The sequence below is a fragment of the Pseudomonas sp. RIT288 genome (genome assembly GCF_000631985.1).
Classification (GTDB): domain Bacteria; phylum Pseudomonadota; class Gammaproteobacteria; order Pseudomonadales; family Pseudomonadaceae; genus Aquipseudomonas.
Genome location: NZ_JFYN01000004.1, coordinates 1 through 20,951 on the forward strand (window position 1 = coordinate 1; position 20,951 = coordinate 20,951).

Consider the following 20,951-nt stretch of genomic DNA (forward strand, 5'->3'; position numbering starts at 1 on the left):
CCTGTAGGAGCTGCCGCAGGCTGCGATCTTTTGCTCCTGATCTTCCAAGGCCAAGGCAAAAGATCGCAGCCTGCGGCAGCTCCTACAGGACATCGGTCAATGCCGGCTTCATGTTTGAATTTCTTCAAAGGTATCAAGCATGGCGTCGGGCCCGGGGTCACCGCAATTCACTGTAGGAGTGAGCCTGCTCGCGGTAGCGGTGGGCAAGCTCCCACAGGTTTCAGTGGTGTCCACAAAGCTCAAAAACACCCGATCCCTGTAGGAGCTGCCGCAGGCTGCGATCTTTTGCTCCTGATCTTCAAAGGCCAAGGCAAAAGATCGCAGCCTGCGGCAGCTCCTACAGGGCATCGGTCAATGCCGGCTTCATGTTTGAATTGCTTCAAAGGTATCAAGCATGGCGTCGGGCCCGGGTCACCGCAATTCACTGTAGGAGTGAGCCTGCTCGCGATAGCGGAGTGTCAGGCAATAAAGATGTCGACTGACCCACCGCCATCGCTTGCAGGCAAGCTCCCACAGGTTTCAGTGGTGTCCAAAAAACTCAAAAACACCCCGATCCCTGTAGGAGCTGCCGCAGGCTGCGATCTTTTGATCCTGATCTTCCAAGGCCAAGGCAAAAGATCGCAGCCTGCGGCAGCTCCTACAGGACATCGGTCAATGCCAGCTTCATGTTTGAATCTCTTCAAAGGTATCAAGCATGGCGTCGGGCCCAGGTTCACCGCAATTCACTGTAGGAGTGAGCCTGCTCGCGATAGCGGAGTGTCAGGCAACAAAGATGTCGACTGACCCACCGCCATCGCTTGCAGGCAAGCTCCCACAGGTTTCAGTGGTGTCCACAAAACTCAAAAACACCCGATCCCTGTAGGAGCTGCCGCAGGCTGCGATCTTTTGATCCTGATCTTCAAAGGCCAAGGCAAAAGATCGCAGCCTGCGGCAGCTCCTACAGGACATCGGTCAATGCCGGCTTCATGTTTGAATCTCTTCAAAGGGATCAAGCATGGCGTCGGGCCCGGGTTCACCGCAATTCACTGTAGGGGTGAGCCTGCTCGCGATAGCGGAGTGTCAGGCAACAAAGATGTCGACTGACCCACCGCCATCGCTTGCAGGCAAGCTCCCACAGGTTTCAGTGGTGTCCACAAAACTCAAAAACACCCGATCCCTGTAGGAGCTGCCGCAGGCTGCGATCTTTTGATCCTGATCTTCAAAGGCCAAGGCAAAAGATCGCAGCCTGCGGCAGCTCCTACAGGACATCGGTCAATGCCGGCTTCATGTTTGAATCTCTTCAAAGGGATCAAGCATGGCGTCGGGCCCGGGTTCACCGCAATTCACTGTAGGGGTGAGCCTGCTCGCGATAGCGGAGTGTCAGGCAACAAAGATGTCGACTGACCCACCGCCATCGCTTGCAGGCAAGCTCCCACAGTTTCGGTTGTGTCCACAAAACTCAAAATCACCCCGATCCCTGTAGGAGCTGCCGAAGGCTGCGATCTTTTGCTCCTGATCTTCCAAGGCCAAGGCAAAAGATCGCAGCCTGCGGCAGCTCCTACAGGACATCGGTCAATGCCGGCTTCATGTTTGAATTGCTTCAAAGGTATCAAGCATGGCGTCGGACCCGGGTCACCGCAATTCACTGTAGGAGCTTGCCTGCAAGCGATGGGGCCGTGGATGTCACCGCAGGAAAACCGAGGCGGAATACGGTCATGACGCCCGGCAAACTCTTCACCTCCGCTACCCCCTGATGCAGGCTCATGATCGAGCGCACGATCGCCAGCCCCAGCCCGGTGCTGCCCTGTGAGCGTGAGCGGGCACTGTCGACGCGGTAGAAACGGTCGAACAGGTGCGGCAGGTGTTGCGCCTCGATGCCGGCGCCGGGATTGCTCACCAGCAGTGAAGCCTGCGTCGCACCTTGCTCGATCAGCAAGGTGATGGTTTTGCCGTTCGGGCAGTGGCGCAGCGCGTTGGACAGCAGATTGGAAATCGCCCGCTGAATCATCAGCCGATCGCCCAACACCGATGCGCTGCCAATGACATTCAAATGAATCTGCTTGTCCTGCGCCGACAGCGAAAACATCTCCGCGACCTTCGCCGCTTCCTCCTCCAGCGCCACCGATTCAAACGGCGCCAGCGCCGACGGATGACTGACCTGCGCCAAAAACAGCATGTCGGAAACAATCCGTGCCACGCGCTCCAGCTCCTCGGTGCAAGACACCAGCACGTCCTGGTATTCCTCGCTCGTGCGCTCGCGAGACAGCGTCACCTGGGCCTTGCCCATCAGGTTGTTGATCGGCGTACGCAGCTCGTGCGCCAGGTCATCGGAGAACTGCGACAACTGCTGCACCCCGGCATCCAGCCGATGCAGCATGAAGTTGATGCCCTGCGCCAGCTCGCTCAGCTCTTGCGGCATGTTCACCACCGACAGCCGATGATCCAGATCCTGCGTCGAGACCATCGCCGCCACTTTGCGAAACTCGCGCAGCGGCGCCAGTCCACGCTGCACCGCGCCCCACGCGGTGAGGCCGATGAACACCAGCAACAGCGGCAAGGCAATCAGCGTCGAGCGCAGATAGGCGCTGAGCAGCGCCTGATCATGCGCGTTGTCCATCGACAGCAGCACCGGCACGCTGCTGCCATCCTTGAGCGGAATAAGCTTCGACGCGGTGAGGAACTTCGCGCCCTCGTCATCGATGCTTTCGCTATAGGCCAACCGCTCGGTGGTGCCTCGCACCGCGCGTAATTCGGCGCGTGGATCCTTCAGTCCTGAGCCGGACTTGAGCAGCGGCGAACGCAGGTTCGAGCGGTCATAAATCGTCAGCGTCAGGTTGTCATGCCCCATGACCTGATCGAGCAGAATGTGCGGCTTGCCACTGACTTCGTTGGCGTCGACGTACAGCGACAGACTGTGCTCCACCTGCGCCATCTTCTTTTGCAGGCTGTCGCGGGACAGCGCATTCAACTCATGGGTCAGGGCGAAATAGGCAAGGATCGCCAGAAATACCACCAACAGCGCGCCGAGAATACTCACCGTCAACCCGAGGCGCATCGACAGGCTGGTCGGCTTCATTCCCGCGCCTCCAGCACGTAGCCGACACCGCGCAGGGTGTGGATCAGCTTGTTGTCGAACGGATCATCGATCTTCGCCCGCAAGCGGCGGATCGAGACTTCGACCACATTGGTGTCGCAGTCGAAATTCATGTCCCACACCAGCGAGATGATCTGCGTACGGGTCAGCACCTCGCCGGACTGGCGCATCAGCAAATGCAGCAGGGCGAACTCCTTGGTGGTCAGGTCGATGCGCTGCTCGCCACGAAACGCCCGATGCCGGCCCGGATCAAGCTCCAGATCAGCGACTTTCAACACCTGCGGCACCGGGATGTTTTCGCTACGGCGCATCAAGGTGCGCACCCGCGCCAGCAACTCGGGAAACTCGAACGGCTTGACCAGATAGTCGTCGGCGCCCAGGTCCAGACCGCGAATCTTGTCCGCCAGCCGCCCGCGCGCGGTGAGCATCATCACCCGCGTTGAGTGGGTGCGGCGCAGTTGCTCCAGCACACCCCAGCCGTCCAGTTCCGGCAAGTTCACATCGAGAATGATCAGGTCATACGCCTGCTGTTGCGCCAGATGCAATCCATCGGCACCGGTGGCGGCGTGGTCAACGATATAACCACTTTCGGTCAAACCCTGATGCAAGTATTCGGCAGCTTTAAGCTCGTCCTCGACGACAAGGATTCGCATGATCTATCACCACTTTTATTTAAGGGATATTTAATTAAGGGGGCCGGGAAAGTTGTGGTTTTTGTTAGGTCTTCCGGACGCTGTTCAATAACGAATGACGAACACGGTAAAGGCTGTAGTGGCTACAGGGTCAATCTCGGGAGGCCTTTAAAACGGCCATCCGCGACAGCCTGTCGCAGCCTGGAAGCGTCAGCAGACATCTATTGCATTCAGACAAGTGCTGTTCGGCAGATAACTACCGAGTATTTGTTTCCATGTATTGCGGCAAAACCGTTTGCACTTCGCATCCTAGAGCAAAACAACTTTGCCAAACCGTGGATAACGGATTTGTAATGTTCCAGTCACCTTGTCGATAAGTTCAAAACCCTAACGTGGCGGCATCGAAAAATCCTGAATTAAAGGAAGTCCTCCATTGCCCGGTTTAATCGAACTGACGGCGCGATCACGCCTGAAAAAAACTGTCAGCGGCTTCTTGTTGCTGGTCGGCAGCAGCCTTGCCGGCGCCTCGACCCTGACTCTGGATCAGGCGCTGCAAAGCGCCTTCGCCGGCAATCCCGATCTCGCCGCCGCGCAGTGGGAAATCGGCATTGCCGAGAGCGATCGCCAGCAGGCTGGCCTGATCCCCAATCCCGAGGTGTCGTGGGAGGCTGAAGACACCCGGCGCAACTCGCGCACCACTACGGTGATGCTCAGCCAGCCGATTGAACTGGGCGGCAAACGCGGTGCGCGCATCGATGTCGCCAGCCGTGCGCAGGACGCCGCCGGCATCGAACTGGAACGCAAGCGCAATGCCTTGCGCGCCGATGTGATCCAGGCGTTCAACAGCACGCAAACCGCGCAGCAACGCTTGCAGCTGGCGCGCCAGTCGCTGCAACTGGCCGAGCACGGTTTGCGCGTGGCCCAAGGACGGATCGAGGCCGGTAAATCGTCGCCGGTCGAAGGCACCCGAGCGCAAGTGCAGCTCTCGGAAGTGCGCCTGGAGGTGAGCCGCGCCGAGCGCGATCAGGCCAACGCCTATCAGCAACTGGCGCAGGTCATGGGCGCACCGTTGCCGACCTCGACCAACGTGCAAGCCGCCACGCAAACCCTCGCCACGCTGCCGCCGCCCAGCCGTTTGCTCGAGCGTCTGAACCAGACCGCCGAGCTGCGTCTGGCGAAACTGCAGATCGATCAGCGCGAAGCCTCGTTGGGCCTGGAAAAGTCCCAGCGCATTCCCGATCTGACCGTGAGCATCGGCAGCCAGTACAGCGAAACCGAGCGCGAGCGGGTCAACGTGGTCGGGCTGTCGATGCCGATTCCGCTGTTCAACCGCAATCAGGGCAACGTACTCGCCGCCGCACGGCGCAGCGATCAGGCGCGGGATCTGCGCAACGCCACCGAGTTGCGTTTGCGCACCGAAGTCCAGACCAGCCTTGAGCAATGGCAGACCGCCAACGGCGAAGTCAACGCGTTCAACCAGACCATCCTGCCCGCCGCACAAAGCGCAGTGGACAGCGCCACACGCGGTTTCGAAATGGGCAAGTTCGGTTTCCTCGACGTACTCGACGCCCAGCGCACCCTGATCGCTGCGCGCAGCCAATACCTCCAGGCCGTCAGCGAGGCGACCGACGCCCGCGTGCGCCTCGAACGGATCTTCGGCGACCTCAGCGTCAGCCCTTGAATTTCACTTTTCAGACAACTGCGCGATGGCACGGCGCAGAGGAGTTTCCATGGATAAAAAACTGATGGTGGTCGCGGTGGCGACCTTGGCGTTGGGCATTGGCATTGGCATCGGCGCGATGTGGCCGGCCACGAGCAATATCGGCGCTCACGCCGATGAGGCTTCCGAACATGCCGATCACGCCGAGGAGGGCGCTGCCGCCGAAGGCGAACATGCCGAAGAAGGCCACATCGAATTGAGCGCCGAGCAGATCGCCGCCGCAGGCATTCAACTGGCCGAGGCGCGGGCGCAAAACATCAGTCTCGGCCTGTCGTTCCCCGGCGAAGTGCGCTTCGATGAGGATCGCACTGCGCACGTCGTGCCGCGCGTGCCGGGGGTGGTCGAGTCGGTCGCGGTCAACCTCGGGCAGCCGGTGAAGAAGGGCCAGTTGCTGGCAGTGATCGCCAGTCAGCAGATCTCCGATCAGCGCAGCGAACAGGCCGCCACACAACGGCGTCTGGCCTTGGCGCGGACCACCTACGAGCGCGAGAAAAGGCTCTGGCAGGACAAGATTTCCGCCGAACAGGATTTCCTTCAGGCCAGGCAGGCGCTGGAAGAGGCGGAAATCGCCATGAACAACGCCCGGCAAAAAATCAGCGTGCTCAGCGGCAGCATGGTCGCCACTGGCGGCAATCGCTACGAACTGCGCGCGCCATTCGACGGCGTGGTGGTGGAAAAACACCTGACACCGGGCGAGGTGGTCGATGAAACCACGGCCGCGTTCACCCTTTCGGACTTGTCCCGCGTGTGGGTGACCTTCGGTGTTTCACCGAAGGATCTGACCCAGGTGCAGGTGGGCAAACCGGTCACCGTCAGCGCGCCGGAACTGAAAGCCGAAGTAGACGGCCGCGTGGCTTACGTCGGCAGCCTGCTCGTCGAACAAACCCGCACCGCGACCGTGCGCGTGACCCTGGAAAACCCGCAGGGCTCATGGCGTCCGGGGCTGTTCGTCACCGCGCGGGTCGCCACCGAGAGCCGCCAGGCCAAAGTCGCCGTGCCGGAAACCGCGGTCCAGACCGTCGAGGACAAACCCACGGTATTCGTCCGAACCGACGACGGTTTCAAGGCGCAGGCGGTGGAACTGGGCAGCCGCGCCGCCGGCCACGTGGAAGTCACCCAAGGGCTGGAACCGGGCGTGCAAGTCGCCAGCGCCGGCAGCTTCGTCCTCAAGTCGGAGCTGGGCAAAGCCTCAGCCGAGCACAGTCATTAATTCTGGAAGGTCCCCATGTTCGAACGCCTGATCCAGTTTGCCATCGAGCAGCGCATCATCGTGCTGCTCGCCGTTCTGCTCATGGCCGGCCTCGGCATCGCCAGTTATCAAAAGCTGCCGATCGACGCTGTGCCCGACATCACCAACGTCCAGGTGCAGATCAATACCGGCGCCGCCGGGTTCTCGCCGCTGGAAACCGAGCAGCGCATCACTTTCCCGATTGAAACCGCGATGGCCGGTTTGCCGGCGCTGGAGCAGACCCGTTCGCTGTCACGCTCCGGGCTGTCGCAGGTCACGGTGATCTTCAAGGACGGCACCGACCTGTTCTTCGCTCGCCAACTGGTCAACGAGCGTCTGCAGATCGCCAAGGAGCAATTACCGGAAGGCTCCGAAGCGCTGATGGGACCGATCTCCACCGGCCTCGGCGAGATCTTTCTGTGGACGGTCGAGGCGAAGGAGGGCGCGTTGAAGGACGACGGCACAACCTACACGCCGACCGATTTGCGGGTGATTCAGGACTGGATCATCAAGCCGCAATTGCGCAACGTACCGGGTGTTGCCGAGATCAACACCATCGGTGGGTTTGCCAAGGAATATCAGATCGCGCCGGATCCGAAACGCCTTGCCGCGTACAAGCTCACCCTCACCGATCTGATCACCGCGCTGGAGCGCAACAACGCCAACGTCGGCGCCGGTTATATCGAGCGCAGCGGCGAGCAGTTGCTGATCCGCGCGCCGGGGCAAGTGGCGAGTACCGAAGACATCGCCAACATCGTCATGGCCAATGTCGACGGCACGCCGATCCGGGTGAAGAACGTCGCCACCGTGGAAATCGGCCGTGAATTGCGCAGCGGTGCGGCCACCGAAAATGGCCGCGAAGTGGTGCTCGGCACGGTGTTCATGCTGATCGGCGAGAACAGCCGCACGGTCTCGCAAGCGGTGGCCAGCAAGCTCGAACAGATCAATAAATCCCTGCCGCAAGGCGTGATTGCCGTGCCGGTGTACGACCGCACGCACCTGGTCGACAAAGCCATCGCCACAGTGAAAAAGAACCTGATCGAAGGCGCGATTCTGGTGATCGCGATTCTGTTCCTGTTCCTCGGCAACATCCGCGCCGCGCTGATCACGGCGATGGTGATTCCGCTGTCGATGCTGTTCACCTTCACCGGCATGTTCAGCAACAAGGTCAGCGCCAACCTGATGAGCCTCGGCGCGCTGGACTTCGGGATCATCGTCGACGGCGCGGTGGTGATCGTCGAAAACACCCTGCGCCGCCTGGCTCACGCGCAGCAGCATCATGGGCGCTTGCTGACCCGCGTCGAGCGTTTCAAGGAAGTGTTCGCCGCGGCGAAAGAGGCGCGACGACCGCTGATTTTCGGCCAGTTGATCATCATGGTGGTGTACCTGCCGATCTTCGCCCTGAGCGGCGTCGAAGGGAAAATGTTCCACCCGATGGCGTTCACCGTGGTCATCGCGCTGCTCGGTGCGATGCTGCTGTCGGTGACCTTCGTGCCGGCAGCGATTGCGCTGTTCGTCACCGGCAAGGTCAAGGAGGAAGAGGGCGCGGTGATGCGCGGCGCACGTCGGGTGTATGCGCCGGCGCTGGCCTGGGTCATGGCGCATCGCACGGTGGCGGTGGGCGCGGCGTTGGGGGTGATCGTGTTCAGCGGCGTGCTCACCAGCCGCATGGGCAGCGAGTTTGTACCGAGTCTCAGTGAAGGCGATTTCGCTCTGCAAGCGCTGCGCGTGCCGGGCACCAGCCTGACGCAATCGGTGGACATGCAGCAGCGCCTGGAAACGCTGATCCTGGCCAAAGTGCCGGAAGTTGAACGGGTGTTCGCCCGTACCGGCACGGCGGAAATCGCCTCCGATCCGATGCCGCCGAACATCTCCGACAGCTACGTGATGCTCAAACCGAAGGACCAGTGGCCCGACCCGAAGAAGTCCCGCGAAACCCTGATGGCCGAACTGCAAGCCGCTGCCGCGACGCTGCCGGGCAGCAACTATGAACTGTCGCAGCCGATCCAGTTGCGCTTCAACGAACTGATCTCCGGCGTGCGTAGCGATGTCGCGGTCAAGGTGTTCGGCGATGACATGGACGTGCTCAACGCCACGGCAGCGAAGATCGCGGCGGCAATGCAAAAGGTCAACGGCGCCTCTGAAGTGAAAGTCGAGCAGACCACCGGGCTACCGGTGCTGACCATCAACATCGACCGCGACAAAGCGGCGCGTTATGGGCTCAACGTCGGTGATGTGCAGGACACCATCGCCGTCGCGGTGGGCGGGCGTCAGGCCGGCACCTTGTACGAGGGCGATCGGCGCTTCGACATGGTGGTGCGGTTGTCCGATGCCATGCGCAAGGACATCGACGGCTTGTCGGCGTTGCTGATTCCGGTACCGGCGCTGAGCGGTGCGGCGAACCAGATCGGTTTTATCGCGCTGAAGGACGTCGCCAGCCTCGATCTGGTGCTCGGGCCGAACCAGGTCAGCCGCGAAAACGGCAAGCGTCTGGTGATCGTCAGCGCCAACGTGCGCGGGCGGGATATCGGCTCGTTCGTCAGCGAGGCCGGTGCGGTGATCGAGCGTGAGGTGCAGGTCCCGGCCGGTTACTGGACCCGTTGGGGCGGGCAGTTCGAGCAACTGCAATCAGCGGCCAAGCGCCTGCAGATTGTGGTGCCGGTGGCGTTGCTGCTGGTGTTCGGGTTGTTGTTCATGATGTTCAACAACCTCAAGGACGGCTTGCTGGTGTTTACCGGGATTCCGTTTGCGTTGACCGGCGGGGTGATGGCGCTGTGGTTGCGGGATATTCCGCTGTCGATTTCCGCAGGCGTGGGGTTTATCGCGTTGTCCGGGGTAGCGGTGCTCAACGGACTGGTGATGATCGCGTTCATTCGCAATTTGCGTGAGGAGGGACGGTCGCTGACGGAGGCGATCAACGTCGGCGCGCTGACGCGCTTGCGGCCGGTATTGATGACCGCGTTGGTGGCGTCGCTGGGGTTTATTCCGATGGCGCTGGCGACGGGCACCGGCGCGGAAGTGCAGCGGCCGCTGGCGACGGTGGTGATTGGCGGGATTCTGTCCTCGACGATCCTCACGTTGCTGATCTTGCCCGCGCTGTACCAGATCGCCCATCGCCGGGATGAGGACACAACACCTGCCTGATAGAACAACCACAAACCCTGTGGCGAGGGAGCTTGCTCCCGCTGGACTGCGCAGCAGGCCGCGCTTTTTCAAAGGAAGAGCGAGGGCCGCTGCGCGCCCCAGCGGGAGCAAGCTCCCTCGCCACAAGGTATTTCTCTGGCCGGAAATTCTCGGCGTGGCTGCCGCGCTTGGCACATTACGAATCTGTAATCCCCACGCCACCGTCACGAAAGGTGCGCCTTGTTACCTTGATCCCGTCAGTTACTTAAACGAGGAATCAACCATGAAATTCGCCCGACTGAGTGCCTTTGCAACCGCCCTGATGCTGTCGTCCCTGGCCATGGCCGAAGGCGGTGGTGACCGCACGTTCGACCGGATGATGAGCGCCAATGATCGCGCCGTGGAGCTGTTCGTGGCCAAGGAAAAAGCCGCTGCCAACCCGGTGGTCGTCAATGAAAAGAAAGAGCAGAAAACTCAGGATCTTTAACGCTGCTTGAACCTGAAACAAGCCCGTCATCGCGCATCGACGCCGGGCTTTTTTTGAGCCTGGCTGGGAAGGAAATGAAGATGAATATGCTTAAGTCGATGGTGTTCGCTGGCGTCATGGCGATGTCCGTGAATGCACTGGCCGAGGGCGGCGGTGATCGCACCTTCGAGCGCGCGTTCAGTGCCAACGCCAAAGCCATGGAGCAATACGCGGCTGAACGCGGCAAAGCGGCGCCGGTGGTCACCGAATACGCATACGGAATGAAGCTGGATGTGGTGAAAATCGTCAGCGTGGTGAAACCGCAGCCAGCGTGCTCGGTGGTGCCTACGGCCATGACTTACGAAGATTCGCGTGGGCAGCTCAATACGCTCAAGTACAGCGTGGCGGGCGTGTGCCGCAATAGCGGTGGCTAACCACCGCAGGCGCAGCCTCCCCGCAGAGGAAGTGGTGCATCAGCTAGCGGGTTACTGTGCACCAAACATCGCCGTCCAGTAGATCCCGGCGCTGCTTTTCGGATCGGTCGCGTAGGCGGCGCCGAGTTCCTTGTATTGCGGGTTCATCAGGTTGGCGCAGTGGCCGGGGCTGGCGAGCCAGCCGTCGACGACCTTGCGCACAGTGTCTTGCCCGGCGGCGATGTTTTCGCCGACCAGTTGGCCGCTGTAGCCGGCCAGTTCGGCGCGGTCACCGGGTGTGCGGCCGTCGCGGTCCTTGTGATCGAAGTAGTTGTTGTTGGCCATGTCGCGGCTGTGATCCTGGGAGATCGTGCCCAGGCTCGCGTTCCAGGCCAGTGGCCCGGCAGCGGCAAAGGCCTGGCTGCCGCACTGACGCGGTTGGGCGCGGGCAGCGTTGAGTTGTTCGAGCAACTTCTGGCCTTCGGTCTGCGCATCGCCCAGCTTCGCCGAGAGCAAGGGGCGCGCCAGCACAATGCGCCAGTCGCGATCGGCGCGGCTGACGCCGACATCGACGAACTGCGGATCCAGCACCACCTGACAGAAACTTTCCTCAATCGCCTGCATCGCCGACGCCGCATCCCGTGGACCGTTGAGGGTGATCGCCTGCACGTTGACCATCGGGTAGCTGGCGCTGGCCATGGCCTGTTGCAGATCGACCGCACCGCTGGCTGGCAGTCTCAGCCGTGGGTCGGCCGACAGCGGTGGCAGTTCACTGGACGCCTGGCTGCCGCAACGCTGCGGTTGGCTGCGGTAGGCGTTGATCGACTCGATCAGTTGCGACTCGTCGGCAGCCATGGCCGAGGCGGCTACGACCAGGCCCACGGACAGCGCGGCAAAACGCAAGACGGATGGCATGAAGCGCATGGAAATCTCCCTTGAGCTGAGTGCGCTCATGATGCGCGAAATGGCCCGGGGGAGTGCAATGTCTTTTTCTTCATCGAGCGGCTTTTTCTGCGGAACGTTACCCCGGTATTTGCCGTCTACACTCTCCCAAGGCCCCGGGAACCGGGCGTCTCCCCCACGAAACACCTTGCCCGGAACGGGCGCTGCCGGAAGAACTGACATGGGATTGAAATGGTTGGCTGGCTGTTTCGCATTAACCCTGATGGCCGGCGTTGTGAGCGCCACTGAACAGGCGCCGATCAAGGCCAAGGCTGAAGAGAAAGCCCAGGTGCTGGAAGAAAAGGCCGCCGACAACGTCAGCGCGGCGCCGGCGCCCAAATCAGAAGCGATCACCCCCACTGAAGTACAAGCCGTGGACCCTGCCGGCACCGCGCCGCTGGACGATCCGATCACCTGCCTGGCGCGCAGTATCTACTGGGAAGCCAAGGGTCGCGACACCCCGGAAATGCAAGCGGTGGCCAATGTGGTGATGAATCGCCTGGGGCACGACGGTTTCCCCGGTACAGTGTGCGAAGTGGTCAAGCAGGGTTCGGAAACCAAGAGCTGCCAGTTTTCCTGGTGGTGCGATGGCAAGGCGGATCAGGTCAAGGAAGATGCCGAATACACTCTGGCCAAGGACATCGCCGGCAAGGCACTCAACCGCCAGTTGCCGGATCGCACCCATGGCGCACTGTACTTCCATGATCGCAAGGTGCATCCGAGCTGGGCCAGGGAATACCGAAAGACCGCTGAGGTCGGCAAATTCCTGTTCTATAAACCGGCCGGCGGCGATGCGCGCTAGAGGCAGACCTCCCGCACACAGTTGCGCAGCCAGCGGTGCGCTGGGTCGGCATCCATGCGCGGGTGCCAGAGCATCGAAACGCTGATCGGCGGCATCCTGAAGGGCAGGGCGAAGCTGTGCAGGCCCATGCGCAGCTTGCTGGTGTGACGCTCCGGAACCGTGGCGATCAGGTCCGATTCGCGGACCAGCGTCAGCGCTGCCGAAAAGCCGCCGAATGATGTAACGATGTCCCGCGTCAGCCCCGTGGCGAGCAACGCTTCGTCGACCGGGCCGCTGCTGCGCCCGCGCCGTGAGATGAGAATGTGCTGGCCACCGGCAAAGCGTTTGCTGCTGATTTTGCCCGCACTCAACGGATGACCTTCGCGCACTACACCGATCCAGTGATCCTCAAACAGGATGCGACTGTGCAGCGTCGGGTCGGTGCTGTCGTCGACCACGCCGGTCTCCAGATCGACCCGGCCTTCGCGCAGCGGCGTGCTGTCCTTGTCGGCTTTCTGCACAAAGCGCAGGCGCACGCCGGGTGCTTCTTCAGCGATTCGTGCGAGCAGCGCGGCGGCGAAGGTTTCGACAAAGCCGTCGGTGTTGCGCAGGGTGAAGGTGCGCTGCAACTGGCCGGGATCGAGCACTTCGGCAGGGCGCAACACCGCCTCGGATTCCTGCACCAGAGCGCTGACCCGTTCGCGCAACTCCAGCGCACGCGGGGTCGGCACCAGACCTCGGCCGGCGCGCACCAGCAACGGATCGCCGGTGGTCTCGCGCAGCCGGGCCAGGGCGCGGCTCATCGCTGACGGGCTCAACCGCAGAATGTGCGCGGCGCGGGCGACGCTGCCTTCGCGCAACAACACGTCGAGGGTGATCAACAGGTTCAGATCCGGTGTGCTCATGACATGGCGTTCCATGCAGGTATCAAGTGCAAATCATGCGTCTTGCGCCTTGCCTTGTCGAGACTCAGGCTATGCCGTCTGACCTTTGCACCAGGAGCGCCCGATGCCCGGATCCCCCTTGCCCCCTCAAGCCCGCTGGGCGCTGACCAGTCTGGCCCTGTCGATGTTGATGCCGTCGCTGGACACCAGCATCGCCAATGCCGGATTACCGACGCTGGCGGCAGCGTTCAATGCGACATTTCAACAGGTGCAGTGGATCGTGCTGGCGTACCTGCTGGCGGTCACCACGTTGATTGTCAGTGTCGGGCGTCTGGGCGATGTGTTCGGGCGGCGGCGACTGCTGCTGATCGGCATCGGCATTTTTACCAGTGCTTCGTTGTGTTGCGCACTGGCTCCGGGGTTGGGCTGGTTGATCGGCGCACGCGCAGTGCAAGGCCTTGGCGCGGCGATCATGTTCGCCTTGACGGTCGCGCTGGTGGCGGATGCGGTGCCCAAGGCGCGTGCGGGCAGCGCGATGGGGTTGCTGGCAACCATGTCGGCCACCGGCACCAGCCTCGGGCCATCGCTGGGTGGTCTGCTGATCGCGCATGTCGGCTGGCCGTCGATCTTTGTCCTCAACGTACCGTTGGGCCTGCTCAATGCGTGGCTGGTTTATCGCTTTCTGCCGGCGGATCGGCCAGCGAAGTCGAGGGTCGCGTTTGATTACCTCGGCAGCGGGGTACTGGTGTTGACGCTGGCGGCCTACGCGCTGGCGATGACGGTTGATGGATTCACCCTGATGTTGCTGCTGGTCAGCCTGTGCGGCGCAGGGGTGTTTATCGCGGTCGAGCTAAAAGCCAGAGTGCCGCTGATTCGTCTGTCATTGTTCGCCGACGCGCGTCTGAGCAGCAGCCTGGCCCTGACGTTGCTGGTGACGACGGTGATGATGACCACGCTGGTGGTCGGGCCGTTTTACCTGAGCCGGGGGTTGGGACTGGGCAGCACCGTGGTCGGTCTGGCGTTGTCGGTCGGGCCGCTGCTGGCGGCGTGCGGCGGAGTGCCGGCCGGGCGTCTGGTGGATCGCTTCGGCGCACAGCGGGTGGTGCCGGGGGCGTTGCTTGGGTTGGCCGGTGGTTGCAGTTTGTTGGCCTTGTTGCCGATGGGCTTTGGTCTTCCGGCATATCTGCTGCCGATGGCTGTGGTTGCCAGCAGTTACGCGTTGTTCCAGGCGGCGAACAATACCGGGTTGATGGCGACGGTCAGTCAGGATCAGCGCGGCGTGGTGTCGGCCTTGCTCGGGCTGTCGCGCAATCTGGGCTTGATCACCGGCGCGGCGGTCATGGGCGCGGTGTTTGCCTTCGCTACAGGAAACCCGACGCAAGCTCCGGCCGAAGTCATCGGCAGCGGCTTGCACAGCACGTTCGGGGTTGCGGCGGCGCTGATGGTCATGGCCCTGATCATCAGCCGAACCCGGCTCACCCGTGGAAGCGGCCAGCCCAGCCAAAGCGCTGCTGACGGAAACAAATCCCTGTAGGAGCTGCGGCACGCTGCGATCTTTTAAAGGCAACATCAAAAGATCGCAGCGTGCCGCAGCTCCTGCAGGATCCTTAGCTGGCGTGAGTGCTCAAGATGCTCGCCACCTGCTGTGGCTGGCAGTTGAGGTACGGCGAGGACTTCAGCCAGCGCTGATCCGGGTACCAGGAGAACATGAACTGGCCGTCCTTGAGTTTGTCGATCACCTGCTTTGCCACTTGCGGACGCACCGCCGGGCAACCCTGGCTGCGACCGATTCGGCCCTGACGCTTGCTCCACAACGGATTCACGTAATCGGCGGCGTGGATCACGATGGCGCGGTCGCGGGCCAGGTCATTGAAGCCGGGCTCCAGACCGTCCATGCGCAGCGAATAACCATGGGTCCCCTCGTAGCTTTCCTGGGTGCGGAACAGACCGAGGCTGGACTGGTAACTGCCTTCGCGGTTGGAGAACTGGGTGGCGAAGTTTTCCCCGGAATTCGAACCATGGGCGACCAGGTCGCGCAGCACCAGTTTCTTTCTGTTCAAGTCGAAGATCCACAGCCGGCGGGCGGTGGAGGGTTGCGAATAATCGATGATCGCCAGGTGGCGTGAGGGTCTCGCGCCATTGTTGACCGCACATTGCATGGCGCTCAAGGCACCTTTGAGCGCTTGGGGATTGAGTTCCGGCGCGGCGTGCGCGAGGCTGGTGAAGAGAACCGGCGATGGCTTGCCGGCGGCGAAAGCTGGGCTGCTCACGGCGACAAGGGTCGCGGTGGTCAGCAGAAGTCGGCGCAAAAACGTCAACATTTATGAAGTGTCCTCACTTGCTACTTATTTGGCACTTTGGCTCCTGACTCCCAGTCATACCCGACAGACCCCCTGATTCGGGCCTGACTGTTCAGCGCACCTGATGTAAGGTTGACCGTCATTCAGACGGCCACGGATTGGAGTAAAGCAGTTGTTCAAAAAGTACGCATGCTACTTGAGCATTTGTTTGCTCGCTGCGCCGTTTGTCGCTTGTGCCGATGAACCGCTGCCGCCCTTGCAGACCCTGCCGACGCCGCCGGCGGAAATGCCGGTCGAACCGCAAAGTCCGCTGCAAGCGGTGCTGATCGGTTTACCGCAGGCGTGTCCGGCGATTGCCGCGCACCTGAGCGGCGCGGCGCTGACGCAATTACAAGCGTTCTACCAGCAGCAGGACTGGCTGCCGGTGTGGGCCAGTGAGTCCGGGCGTTTGCCGGCCTTGCACGCGCAGTTGCAGCTGTTGGCCGATGATGGCCTCAATCCCCAGCGCTACCCGGTGGCGGCCAATCCGCCGCAGGACGGTGAGTTGTGCGCCGATATCGACATCAGCCGCTATTACCTGCAAGCCCTGCAGGACTTGCATTACGGGCGCCTGTTGCAGTCGCATTTCGAGCCGCTGTGGCATTCCGATGACACCCCGCGTGATCGTCAGGCTGAATTGCTGGCGATCGCCGTGCCCGGTCTGCACGACATCAAGGCCGCGTTCGATCTGGCGCGTCCGCGTCTGGCGCAATACCAAAGCCTGCGCCACCTCTACGCCAGCCAGCGGCTGCAGGCCTTGCCGCACTGGCAGTCGGTGGGCAACGGCCCGCTGCTGCGCCCGGCGATGGAAGACAAACGCGTGCCGGAACTGGCCCAGCGCCTGTTCAACGAAGGCTACCTGACTCACGCTATCGGCACGCCCGGCAATGCCTATGAGGGCGTACTGGTGGAAGCGGTGAAGAGCTTTCAGGCCAACCATTCGTTGCAGGCCGACGGGGTAGTCGGGCCGGGGACGATTGCCGAGCTCAACATCAGCCCGCTGACGCGCCGCGAGCAGTTGCGGGTCAACCTTGAGCGCTTCCGCTGGCTGGCGCAGGACATGGAGCCCGACGGTTTGCTGGTCAACGTCGCCGCCGCCGAGCTGACCCTGTATCAGGGTGGCGTGCCAGTCTGGCAGACCCGTACCCAGGTCGGTCGCGCCGAACGGCAGACCCCGCTGCTGAAATCCCGGGTCACGCGCCTGACCCTGAACCCGACCTGGACTGTGCCGCCGACCATCTGGAAAGAAGACAAGCTGCCGGCGATCCGCAAGGATCAGACTTTCCTCAGCCGGCAAAACCTGCAAGTGCTCGACGCCCATGGCCAGCCGTTGGCCGCAGCGGATATCGACTGGGACAACCCCGGCAACATCATGCTGCGCCAGGATGCCGGGCCACGTAATCCGCTGGGGCAACTGGTGATCCGGTTCCCCAACCCGTTCGCGGTGTACTTGCACGATACGCCGAGCAAGGCTCTGTTCGACAAAGGCCCGCGGGCGTTCAGCTCCGGCTGTGTGCGGGTCGAGCACCCGATGCAACTGCGCGACCTGTTGCTGACCCCGGCGGAACGCACGCGCACCGAGACCTTGCTCGCCACCGGCAGCACCCACGAATTCCGCCTGTCGGCACCGGTGCCAATCCTGATGACCTATTGGACGGCGCAGGTCGGCAAGGATGGGCAGGTGCGTTATGCGCCGGATATCTACAGCCGCGACAGCGCACTGCTCGCCGGCCTCGACGGCGCCCACTGACCGACACCCTGTAGGAGCTGCCGCAGGCTGCGATCTTTTGATCTTGATTTTGAAAGGCAAGATCAAAAGACCGCAGCCTGCGGCAGCTCCTACAGGGGGTTGTGTGATTCCGCAAGCTTGCGCAGCGTCTAGCCCCAGTGTCCCCGCAATCCCATGGGGCGAGACTTCGGAACCCGGCATGCAAGCGCTGTTGAACGAGATTCTTGACGCTGTCCGGCCCCTGATCGGGCAGGGCAAAGTGGCTGACTACATTCCCGCCCTCGGCACCGTGCCGGCCAATCAGCTGGGCATCGCCGTGTATGGCAACGACGGCGAAATGTATTGCGCCGGCGATGCCGAAACGCCGTTCTCGGTGCAGAGTATTTCCAAGGTGTTCAGCCTGGTGCAGGCGATCGAGCATTCCGGCGAGGCGATCTGGGAGCGTCTGGGTCACGAGCCGTCCGGCCAGCCGTTCAACTCGCTGGTGCAATTGGAGTTCGAACGCGGGCGTCCGCGCAATCCGTTCATCAACGCCGGGGCGCTGGTGATCTGCGACATCAACCAGTCGCGATTTGCCGCACCGGCGCTGTCGATGCGTGACTTCGTACGGCGCCTGTCGGGCAATCCGCAGGTGATCGTCGACGGCAAGGTCGCCGAATCCGAATACCAGCATCGCGCCCGCAACGCGGCCATGGCGTACCTGATGCAATCGTTCGGCAACTTCCACAACGACGTCGAAGCGGTGCTGCGCAGCTACTTCAGCCACTGCGCGCTGCGCATGAACTGCATCGATCTGGCCCGGGCGTTCTGCTTCCTTGCCAACGACGGTTTCTGCAAACACAGCGGCGAACAGATCCTGACCCGGCGCCAGACTCAACAGGTCAACTCGATCATGGCCACCAGCGGGCTGTACGACGAGGCCGGTAACTTCGCCTATCGCGTCGGCCTGCCGGGCAAGAGCGGGGTCGGCGGCGGGATCGTCGCGGTGGTGCCGGGGCAGTTCAGCGTGTGCGTGTGGTCGCCGGAACTCAACGCTGCCGGCAACTCGCTGGCGGGGATGGCGGCGCTGGAGATGCTCAGTTCGCGGATTGGCTGGTCGGTGTTCTGACCCGATCTTCCAAACACTGCGAGACCCTGTGGGAGCGAGCCTGCTCGCGAAAGCGTCGTGCCTGTCGATGCATCTCTCGCTGACCCACCGCATTCGCGAGCAGGCTCGCCCCCACAAGGGTTTTGTGTTGCCTGGGAGAGCGCTGTTCCTATACATTTTCCGGCCGCCCCTCATATGGTGAATCCGCTTCATGTCTCTTGCGCTCGAACGTCTAGTCGCTGGCACGCCGATCCCTTTCGCTGGTAACCGCGTGACCGTGGTCAGCCCCGAACTGGCGGCGCGGTTTCAGCCCGGTGATCACCTGCTGGTCGAGCAGGTGAGTGGCGAGCTGTTGCTGATTCCGGTGGTCGATCAACAAGCGGCTGCGGTGGCGATCGAGCGTGCGCAAGCGGCATTCGCTGCGCTGTCGACAGTCTCCGACGAAGCCATCAGCCGTTTCTTCGATCTGTTCGCGCAACGCCTGGAAAACCCGGAGTGCTGGACCCTGATCGAAGCAGCGAACCTGGCCGACATCGAACGCGCCAAGGCCCGTGGTCGTTCCACAACCCGACTGCTCGCCGACGAACGCATGCGCCGCGACATGATCGCCGGTCTGCGCGCCTGGCGGGATGCGTCGGCCACGCGCGGCAAGGTCATCAGCAGCGTCGAACACGACGGCTGGAAGGTCGAGCAAGTGGTGTCGCCGCTGGGCATCGTGGCGTTCGTGTTTGAAGGACGGCCGAACGTGTTCGCCGATGCCGCCGGCGTACTGCGCACCGGCAACACCGCGGTGCTGCGCATCGGCAGCGATGCGTTGGGTACCGCGCAAGCAATCGTCACTCACGCCCTGAACCCGGCGCTGGCCGATGCCGGTTTGCCGGCGGGTGCGGTGTCGCTGGGGGAAAGCGTCAATCACGCCGCGGGGTGGGCGATGTTCGCCGACCGGCGTCTGTCGCTGGCGGTGGCCCGGGGTTCGGGTCGCGCGGTCAGTCAGTTGGGCAGCATCGCCCAGCAGGCAGGCACGGCGGTCAGCCTGCACGGCACCGGTGGCGCGTGGCTGATTGCTGACCGTGATGCTGATGCCACGCGCTTCGCCGCCGTGGTGCGCAACTCACTGGATCGCAAAGTCTGCAACACCCTGAACGTTTGCCTGATTCAACGCGAGCGTGCAGCCGAACTGGTTCCGCTGTTCCTCGATGCGCTGCAGCAGGCCGGTACCGCACGCGGTCAGGGCTGCAAATTGCACATCGTCGCAGGCAGCGAAAGTTACCTGCCGGCCGAGTGGCAGAACGCGACGGTCGAGGTCTATCGCGCCGAGGGTTATCAGACCGAAGCCCTGGCCGAAACGCTGGCGGAATCCGAACTGGGCCGCGAGTGGGAATGGGAAGAAACCCCGGAAGTCAGCCTGATGATCGTCGACGATCTGGATCGGGCGATCGCGCTGTTCAACCGCTACAGCCCGCAGTTCACGGTGTCGCTGATCAGCGTGGATGCTGCTGCGCAAGAGCGTTTTTACAACGCGGTGAACGCGCCGTTTGTGGGCAACGGGATTACCCGTTGGGTCGATGGGCAGTACGCGCTGAACAAGCCCGAACTGGGTCTTTCGAACTGGGAGAGCGGGCGCTTGTTTGCGCGCAGTGCGATTCTTTCGGGGGATGGGGTGTTTACGGTGCGTAGCCGCATGACCCAGATCGACCTCACCGTAAAACGCTGACGCTGACGCTGACGCTGACGCTGACGCTGACGCTGACGCTGACGCTGATCCTGAACTTGACCCTGTCCTTGTAGGAGCTGCCGAAGGCTGCGATCTTTTGATCTTGTTTGTTAAAAGCAAAATCAAAAGATCGCAGCCTTCGGCAGCTCCTACACCAGGCTGGTTTCAGGCTGCTTTAGCGGCTATGGCACAAGTCGCTGGCTGCTCAGCCAGCGGTACAAACGTACGGCGGTCCGCCGCCAGCGCATCGATCGAGCCGGTCTCGATGTCATACACCCAGCCATGCAGGTTCAGCAGGCCTTTCTCCTGGGCCAGGCGTACGCTCGGGTGGGTCTGAATGTTCGCCAGTTGCGCGATCACATTTTCCCGCACCATCGAACTCAATTTCGCCGCGTCATTGGCATGCGGGCGTGCTTCGTTTACCACTTTTGCCGACTCGGCATGTTGCAGCCAACCGCTGACGGCGGGCAGGTGATCCATGCATTTGCACTGGGCAATCGCGGTCATCGCGCCGCAATCCGAATGGCCGCAGATCACGATGTCCGTCACCCCAAGCACCGCCACCGCGTATTCCACCGTCGCCGAAACCCCGCCCGGATGCGGGCTGTAGGACGGCACGATATTGCCTGCGTTGCGAATCACGAACAGCTCGCCGGGTTCTTGCTGGGTCAGCAGTTCCGGCACCACACGGCTGTCGGAACAGGTGATGAACAAAGTGCCCGGGGTTTGAGTGGTCGCCAAGTGTTTGAACAGCTCGGTGCGTTGCGGAAACGCCTCATTCTGGAACTTCAGGAAGCCTTCGATCAGGTTTTTCATGGTG

16 protein-coding genes are annotated in these 20,951 nt (G+C 62.2%); 10 read left to right on the plus strand and 6 right to left on the minus strand.

Annotated features, from left to right (window positions below):
• Positions 1-1,621 precede the first annotated feature (1,621 nt).
• The gene (locus BW33_RS05510) at positions 1,622-3,055 is read right to left on the minus strand and encodes a heavy metal sensor histidine kinase (protein WP_047597587.1); all 1,434 of its coding nucleotides are present in this window, start codon (positions 3,053-3,055) and stop codon (positions 1,622-1,624) included.
• Positions 3,052-3,726 (minus strand): heavy metal response regulator transcription factor, encoded by a 675-nt coding sequence (locus tag BW33_RS05515; RefSeq protein ID WP_003223767.1) that lies wholly within the window; start codon positions 3,724-3,726, stop codon positions 3,052-3,054. Before BW33_RS05515 ends, BW33_RS05510 begins: the two co-directional genes overlap by 4 nt.
• 412 nt (positions 3,727-4,138) lie before the next feature.
• On the opposite strand from BW33_RS05515, the gene BW33_RS05520 reads away from it, so the two are divergent.
• The 5 genes from BW33_RS05520 (at position 4,139) to BW33_RS05540 (ending at position 10,676) form a co-directional block, all read left to right on the plus strand.
• Positions 4,139-5,386, plus strand: coding sequence for a TolC family protein (locus tag BW33_RS05520; protein ID WP_047597588.1), 1,248 nt, complete (start codon positions 4,139-4,141; stop codon positions 5,384-5,386).
• Positions 5,387-5,435: 49 nt separating this feature from the next.
• Complete coding sequence (locus tag BW33_RS05525; protein ID WP_047597590.1) at positions 5,436-6,635, plus strand: efflux RND transporter periplasmic adaptor subunit; 1,200 nt, start codon at positions 5,436-5,438, stop codon at positions 6,633-6,635.
• Positions 6,636-6,650: 15 nt separating this feature from the next.
• Complete coding sequence (locus BW33_RS05530; protein ID WP_047597592.1) at positions 6,651-9,797, plus strand: CusA/CzcA family heavy metal efflux RND transporter; 3,147 nt, start codon at positions 6,651-6,653, stop codon at positions 9,795-9,797.
• Positions 9,798-10,059: 262 nt separating this feature from the next.
• Positions 10,060-10,263 (plus strand): co-regulatory protein PtrA N-terminal domain-containing protein, encoded by a 204-nt coding sequence (locus BW33_RS05535; protein WP_047597593.1) that lies wholly within the window; start codon positions 10,060-10,062, stop codon positions 10,261-10,263.
• Between the two features lie 80 nt (positions 10,264-10,343).
• A complete protein-coding gene (locus tag BW33_RS05540) occupies positions 10,344-10,676 on the plus strand; it encodes a DUF2790 domain-containing protein (protein ID WP_047597594.1) in 333 nt (110 codons plus the stop codon).
• 51 nt (positions 10,677-10,727) lie between these two features.
• Here BW33_RS05540 and BW33_RS05545 read toward each other — a convergent pair whose 3' ends face one another.
• Positions 10,728-11,579 (minus strand): CAP domain-containing protein, encoded by an 852-nt coding sequence (locus tag BW33_RS05545; RefSeq protein ID WP_047597597.1) that lies wholly within the window; start codon positions 11,577-11,579, stop codon positions 10,728-10,730.
• A 199-nt stretch (positions 11,580-11,778) separates the two neighbouring features.
• On the opposite strand from BW33_RS05545, the gene BW33_RS05550 reads away from it, so the two are divergent.
• Positions 11,779-12,399, plus strand: coding sequence for a cell wall hydrolase (locus tag BW33_RS05550; protein ID WP_047597599.1), 621 nt, complete (start codon positions 11,779-11,781; stop codon positions 12,397-12,399).
• Here the strand turns inward: BW33_RS05550 and BW33_RS05555 are convergent.
• Complete coding sequence (locus BW33_RS05555) at positions 12,396-13,283, minus strand: LysR family transcriptional regulator (RefSeq protein WP_047597603.1); 888 nt, start codon at positions 13,281-13,283, stop codon at positions 12,396-12,398. The two genes, BW33_RS05550 and BW33_RS05555, sit on opposite strands and share 4 nt — an antisense overlap.
• A 103-nt stretch (positions 13,284-13,386) precedes the next feature.
• Here BW33_RS05555 and BW33_RS05560 point away from each other — a divergent pair, with 103 nt between their 5' ends.
• Positions 13,387-14,796: an MFS transporter gene (locus BW33_RS05560; protein ID WP_047597605.1), complete on the plus strand. Its 1,410-nt coding sequence runs from the start codon at positions 13,387-13,389 to the stop codon at positions 14,794-14,796.
• A 73-nt stretch (positions 14,797-14,869) separates the two neighbouring features.
• Here BW33_RS05560 and BW33_RS05565 read toward each other — a convergent pair whose 3' ends face one another.
• A complete protein-coding gene (locus tag BW33_RS05565) occupies positions 14,870-15,583 on the minus strand; it encodes a murein L,D-transpeptidase catalytic domain family protein (RefSeq protein ID WP_047597607.1) in 714 nt (237 codons plus the stop codon).
• 151 nt (positions 15,584-15,734) lie between these two features.
• Here BW33_RS05565 and BW33_RS05570 point away from each other — a divergent pair, with 151 nt between their 5' ends.
• From BW33_RS05570 to BW33_RS05580, 3 genes are all read left to right on the plus strand, one after another.
• Positions 15,735-17,351, plus strand: coding sequence for a L,D-transpeptidase family protein (locus BW33_RS05570; protein ID WP_047597610.1), 1,617 nt, complete (start codon positions 15,735-15,737; stop codon positions 17,349-17,351).
• A gap of 178 nt (positions 17,352-17,529) precedes the next feature.
• A complete protein-coding gene (gene glsB / locus BW33_RS05575; protein ID WP_027611723.1) occupies positions 17,530-18,438 on the plus strand; it encodes a glutaminase B in 909 nt (302 codons plus the stop codon).
• Positions 18,439-18,628: 190 nt separating this feature from the next.
• Positions 18,629-20,131, plus strand: a complete 1,503-nt coding sequence (locus BW33_RS05580) for an aldehyde dehydrogenase family protein (protein ID WP_047597612.1) — start codon at positions 18,629-18,631, stop codon at positions 20,129-20,131.
• Between the two features lie 165 nt (positions 20,132-20,296).
• On the opposite strand, the gene BW33_RS05585 is transcribed toward BW33_RS05580, so the two are convergent.
• On the minus strand, positions 20,297-20,947 hold the full coding sequence (locus BW33_RS05585) for a carbonic anhydrase (RefSeq protein ID WP_047597613.1): 651 nt from the start codon (positions 20,945-20,947) through the stop codon (positions 20,297-20,299).
• Between the last annotated feature and the right edge of the window lie 4 nt (positions 20,948-20,951).

Bases quoted from the DNA above. Each gene is read 5' to 3' on its own strand.
- BW33_RS05510 (WP_047597587.1), bottom strand. From the start codon at position 3,055: ATGAAGCCGACCAGCCTGTCGATGCGCCTCGGGTTGACGGTGAGTATT.
- BW33_RS05515 (WP_003223767.1), bottom strand. From the start codon at position 3,726: ATGCGAATCCTTGTCGTCGAGGACGAGCTTAAAGCTGCCGAATACTTG.
- BW33_RS05525 (WP_047597590.1), top strand. From the start codon at position 5,436: ATGGATAAAAAACTGATGGTGGTCGCGGTGGCGACCTTGGCGTTGGGC.
- BW33_RS05530 (WP_047597592.1), top strand. From the start codon at position 6,651: ATGTTCGAACGCCTGATCCAGTTTGCCATCGAGCAGCGCATCATCGTG.
- BW33_RS05535 (WP_047597593.1), top strand. From the start codon at position 10,060: ATGAAATTCGCCCGACTGAGTGCCTTTGCAACCGCCCTGATGCTGTCG.
- BW33_RS05540 (WP_047597594.1), top strand. From the start codon at position 10,344: ATGAATATGCTTAAGTCGATGGTGTTCGCTGGCGTCATGGCGATGTCC.
- BW33_RS05545 (WP_047597597.1), bottom strand. From the start codon at position 11,579: ATGCGCTTCATGCCATCCGTCTTGCGTTTTGCCGCGCTGTCCGTGGGC.
- BW33_RS05550 (WP_047597599.1), top strand. From the start codon at position 11,779: ATGGGATTGAAATGGTTGGCTGGCTGTTTCGCATTAACCCTGATGGCC.
- BW33_RS05555 (WP_047597603.1), bottom strand. From the start codon at position 13,283: ATGAGCACACCGGATCTGAACCTGTTGATCACCCTCGACGTGTTGTTG.
- BW33_RS05560 (WP_047597605.1), top strand. From the start codon at position 13,387: ATGCCCGGATCCCCCTTGCCCCCTCAAGCCCGCTGGGCGCTGACCAGT.
- BW33_RS05565 (WP_047597607.1), bottom strand. From the start codon at position 15,583: ATGTTGACGTTTTTGCGCCGACTTCTGCTGACCACCGCGACCCTTGTC.
- glsB (WP_027611723.1), top strand. From the start codon at position 17,530: ATGCAAGCGCTGTTGAACGAGATTCTTGACGCTGTCCGGCCCCTGATC.
- BW33_RS05580 (WP_047597612.1), top strand. From the start codon at position 18,629: ATGTCTCTTGCGCTCGAACGTCTAGTCGCTGGCACGCCGATCCCTTTC.
- BW33_RS05585 (WP_047597613.1), bottom strand. From the start codon at position 20,947: ATGAAAAACCTGATCGAAGGCTTCCTGAAGTTCCAGAATGAGGCGTTT.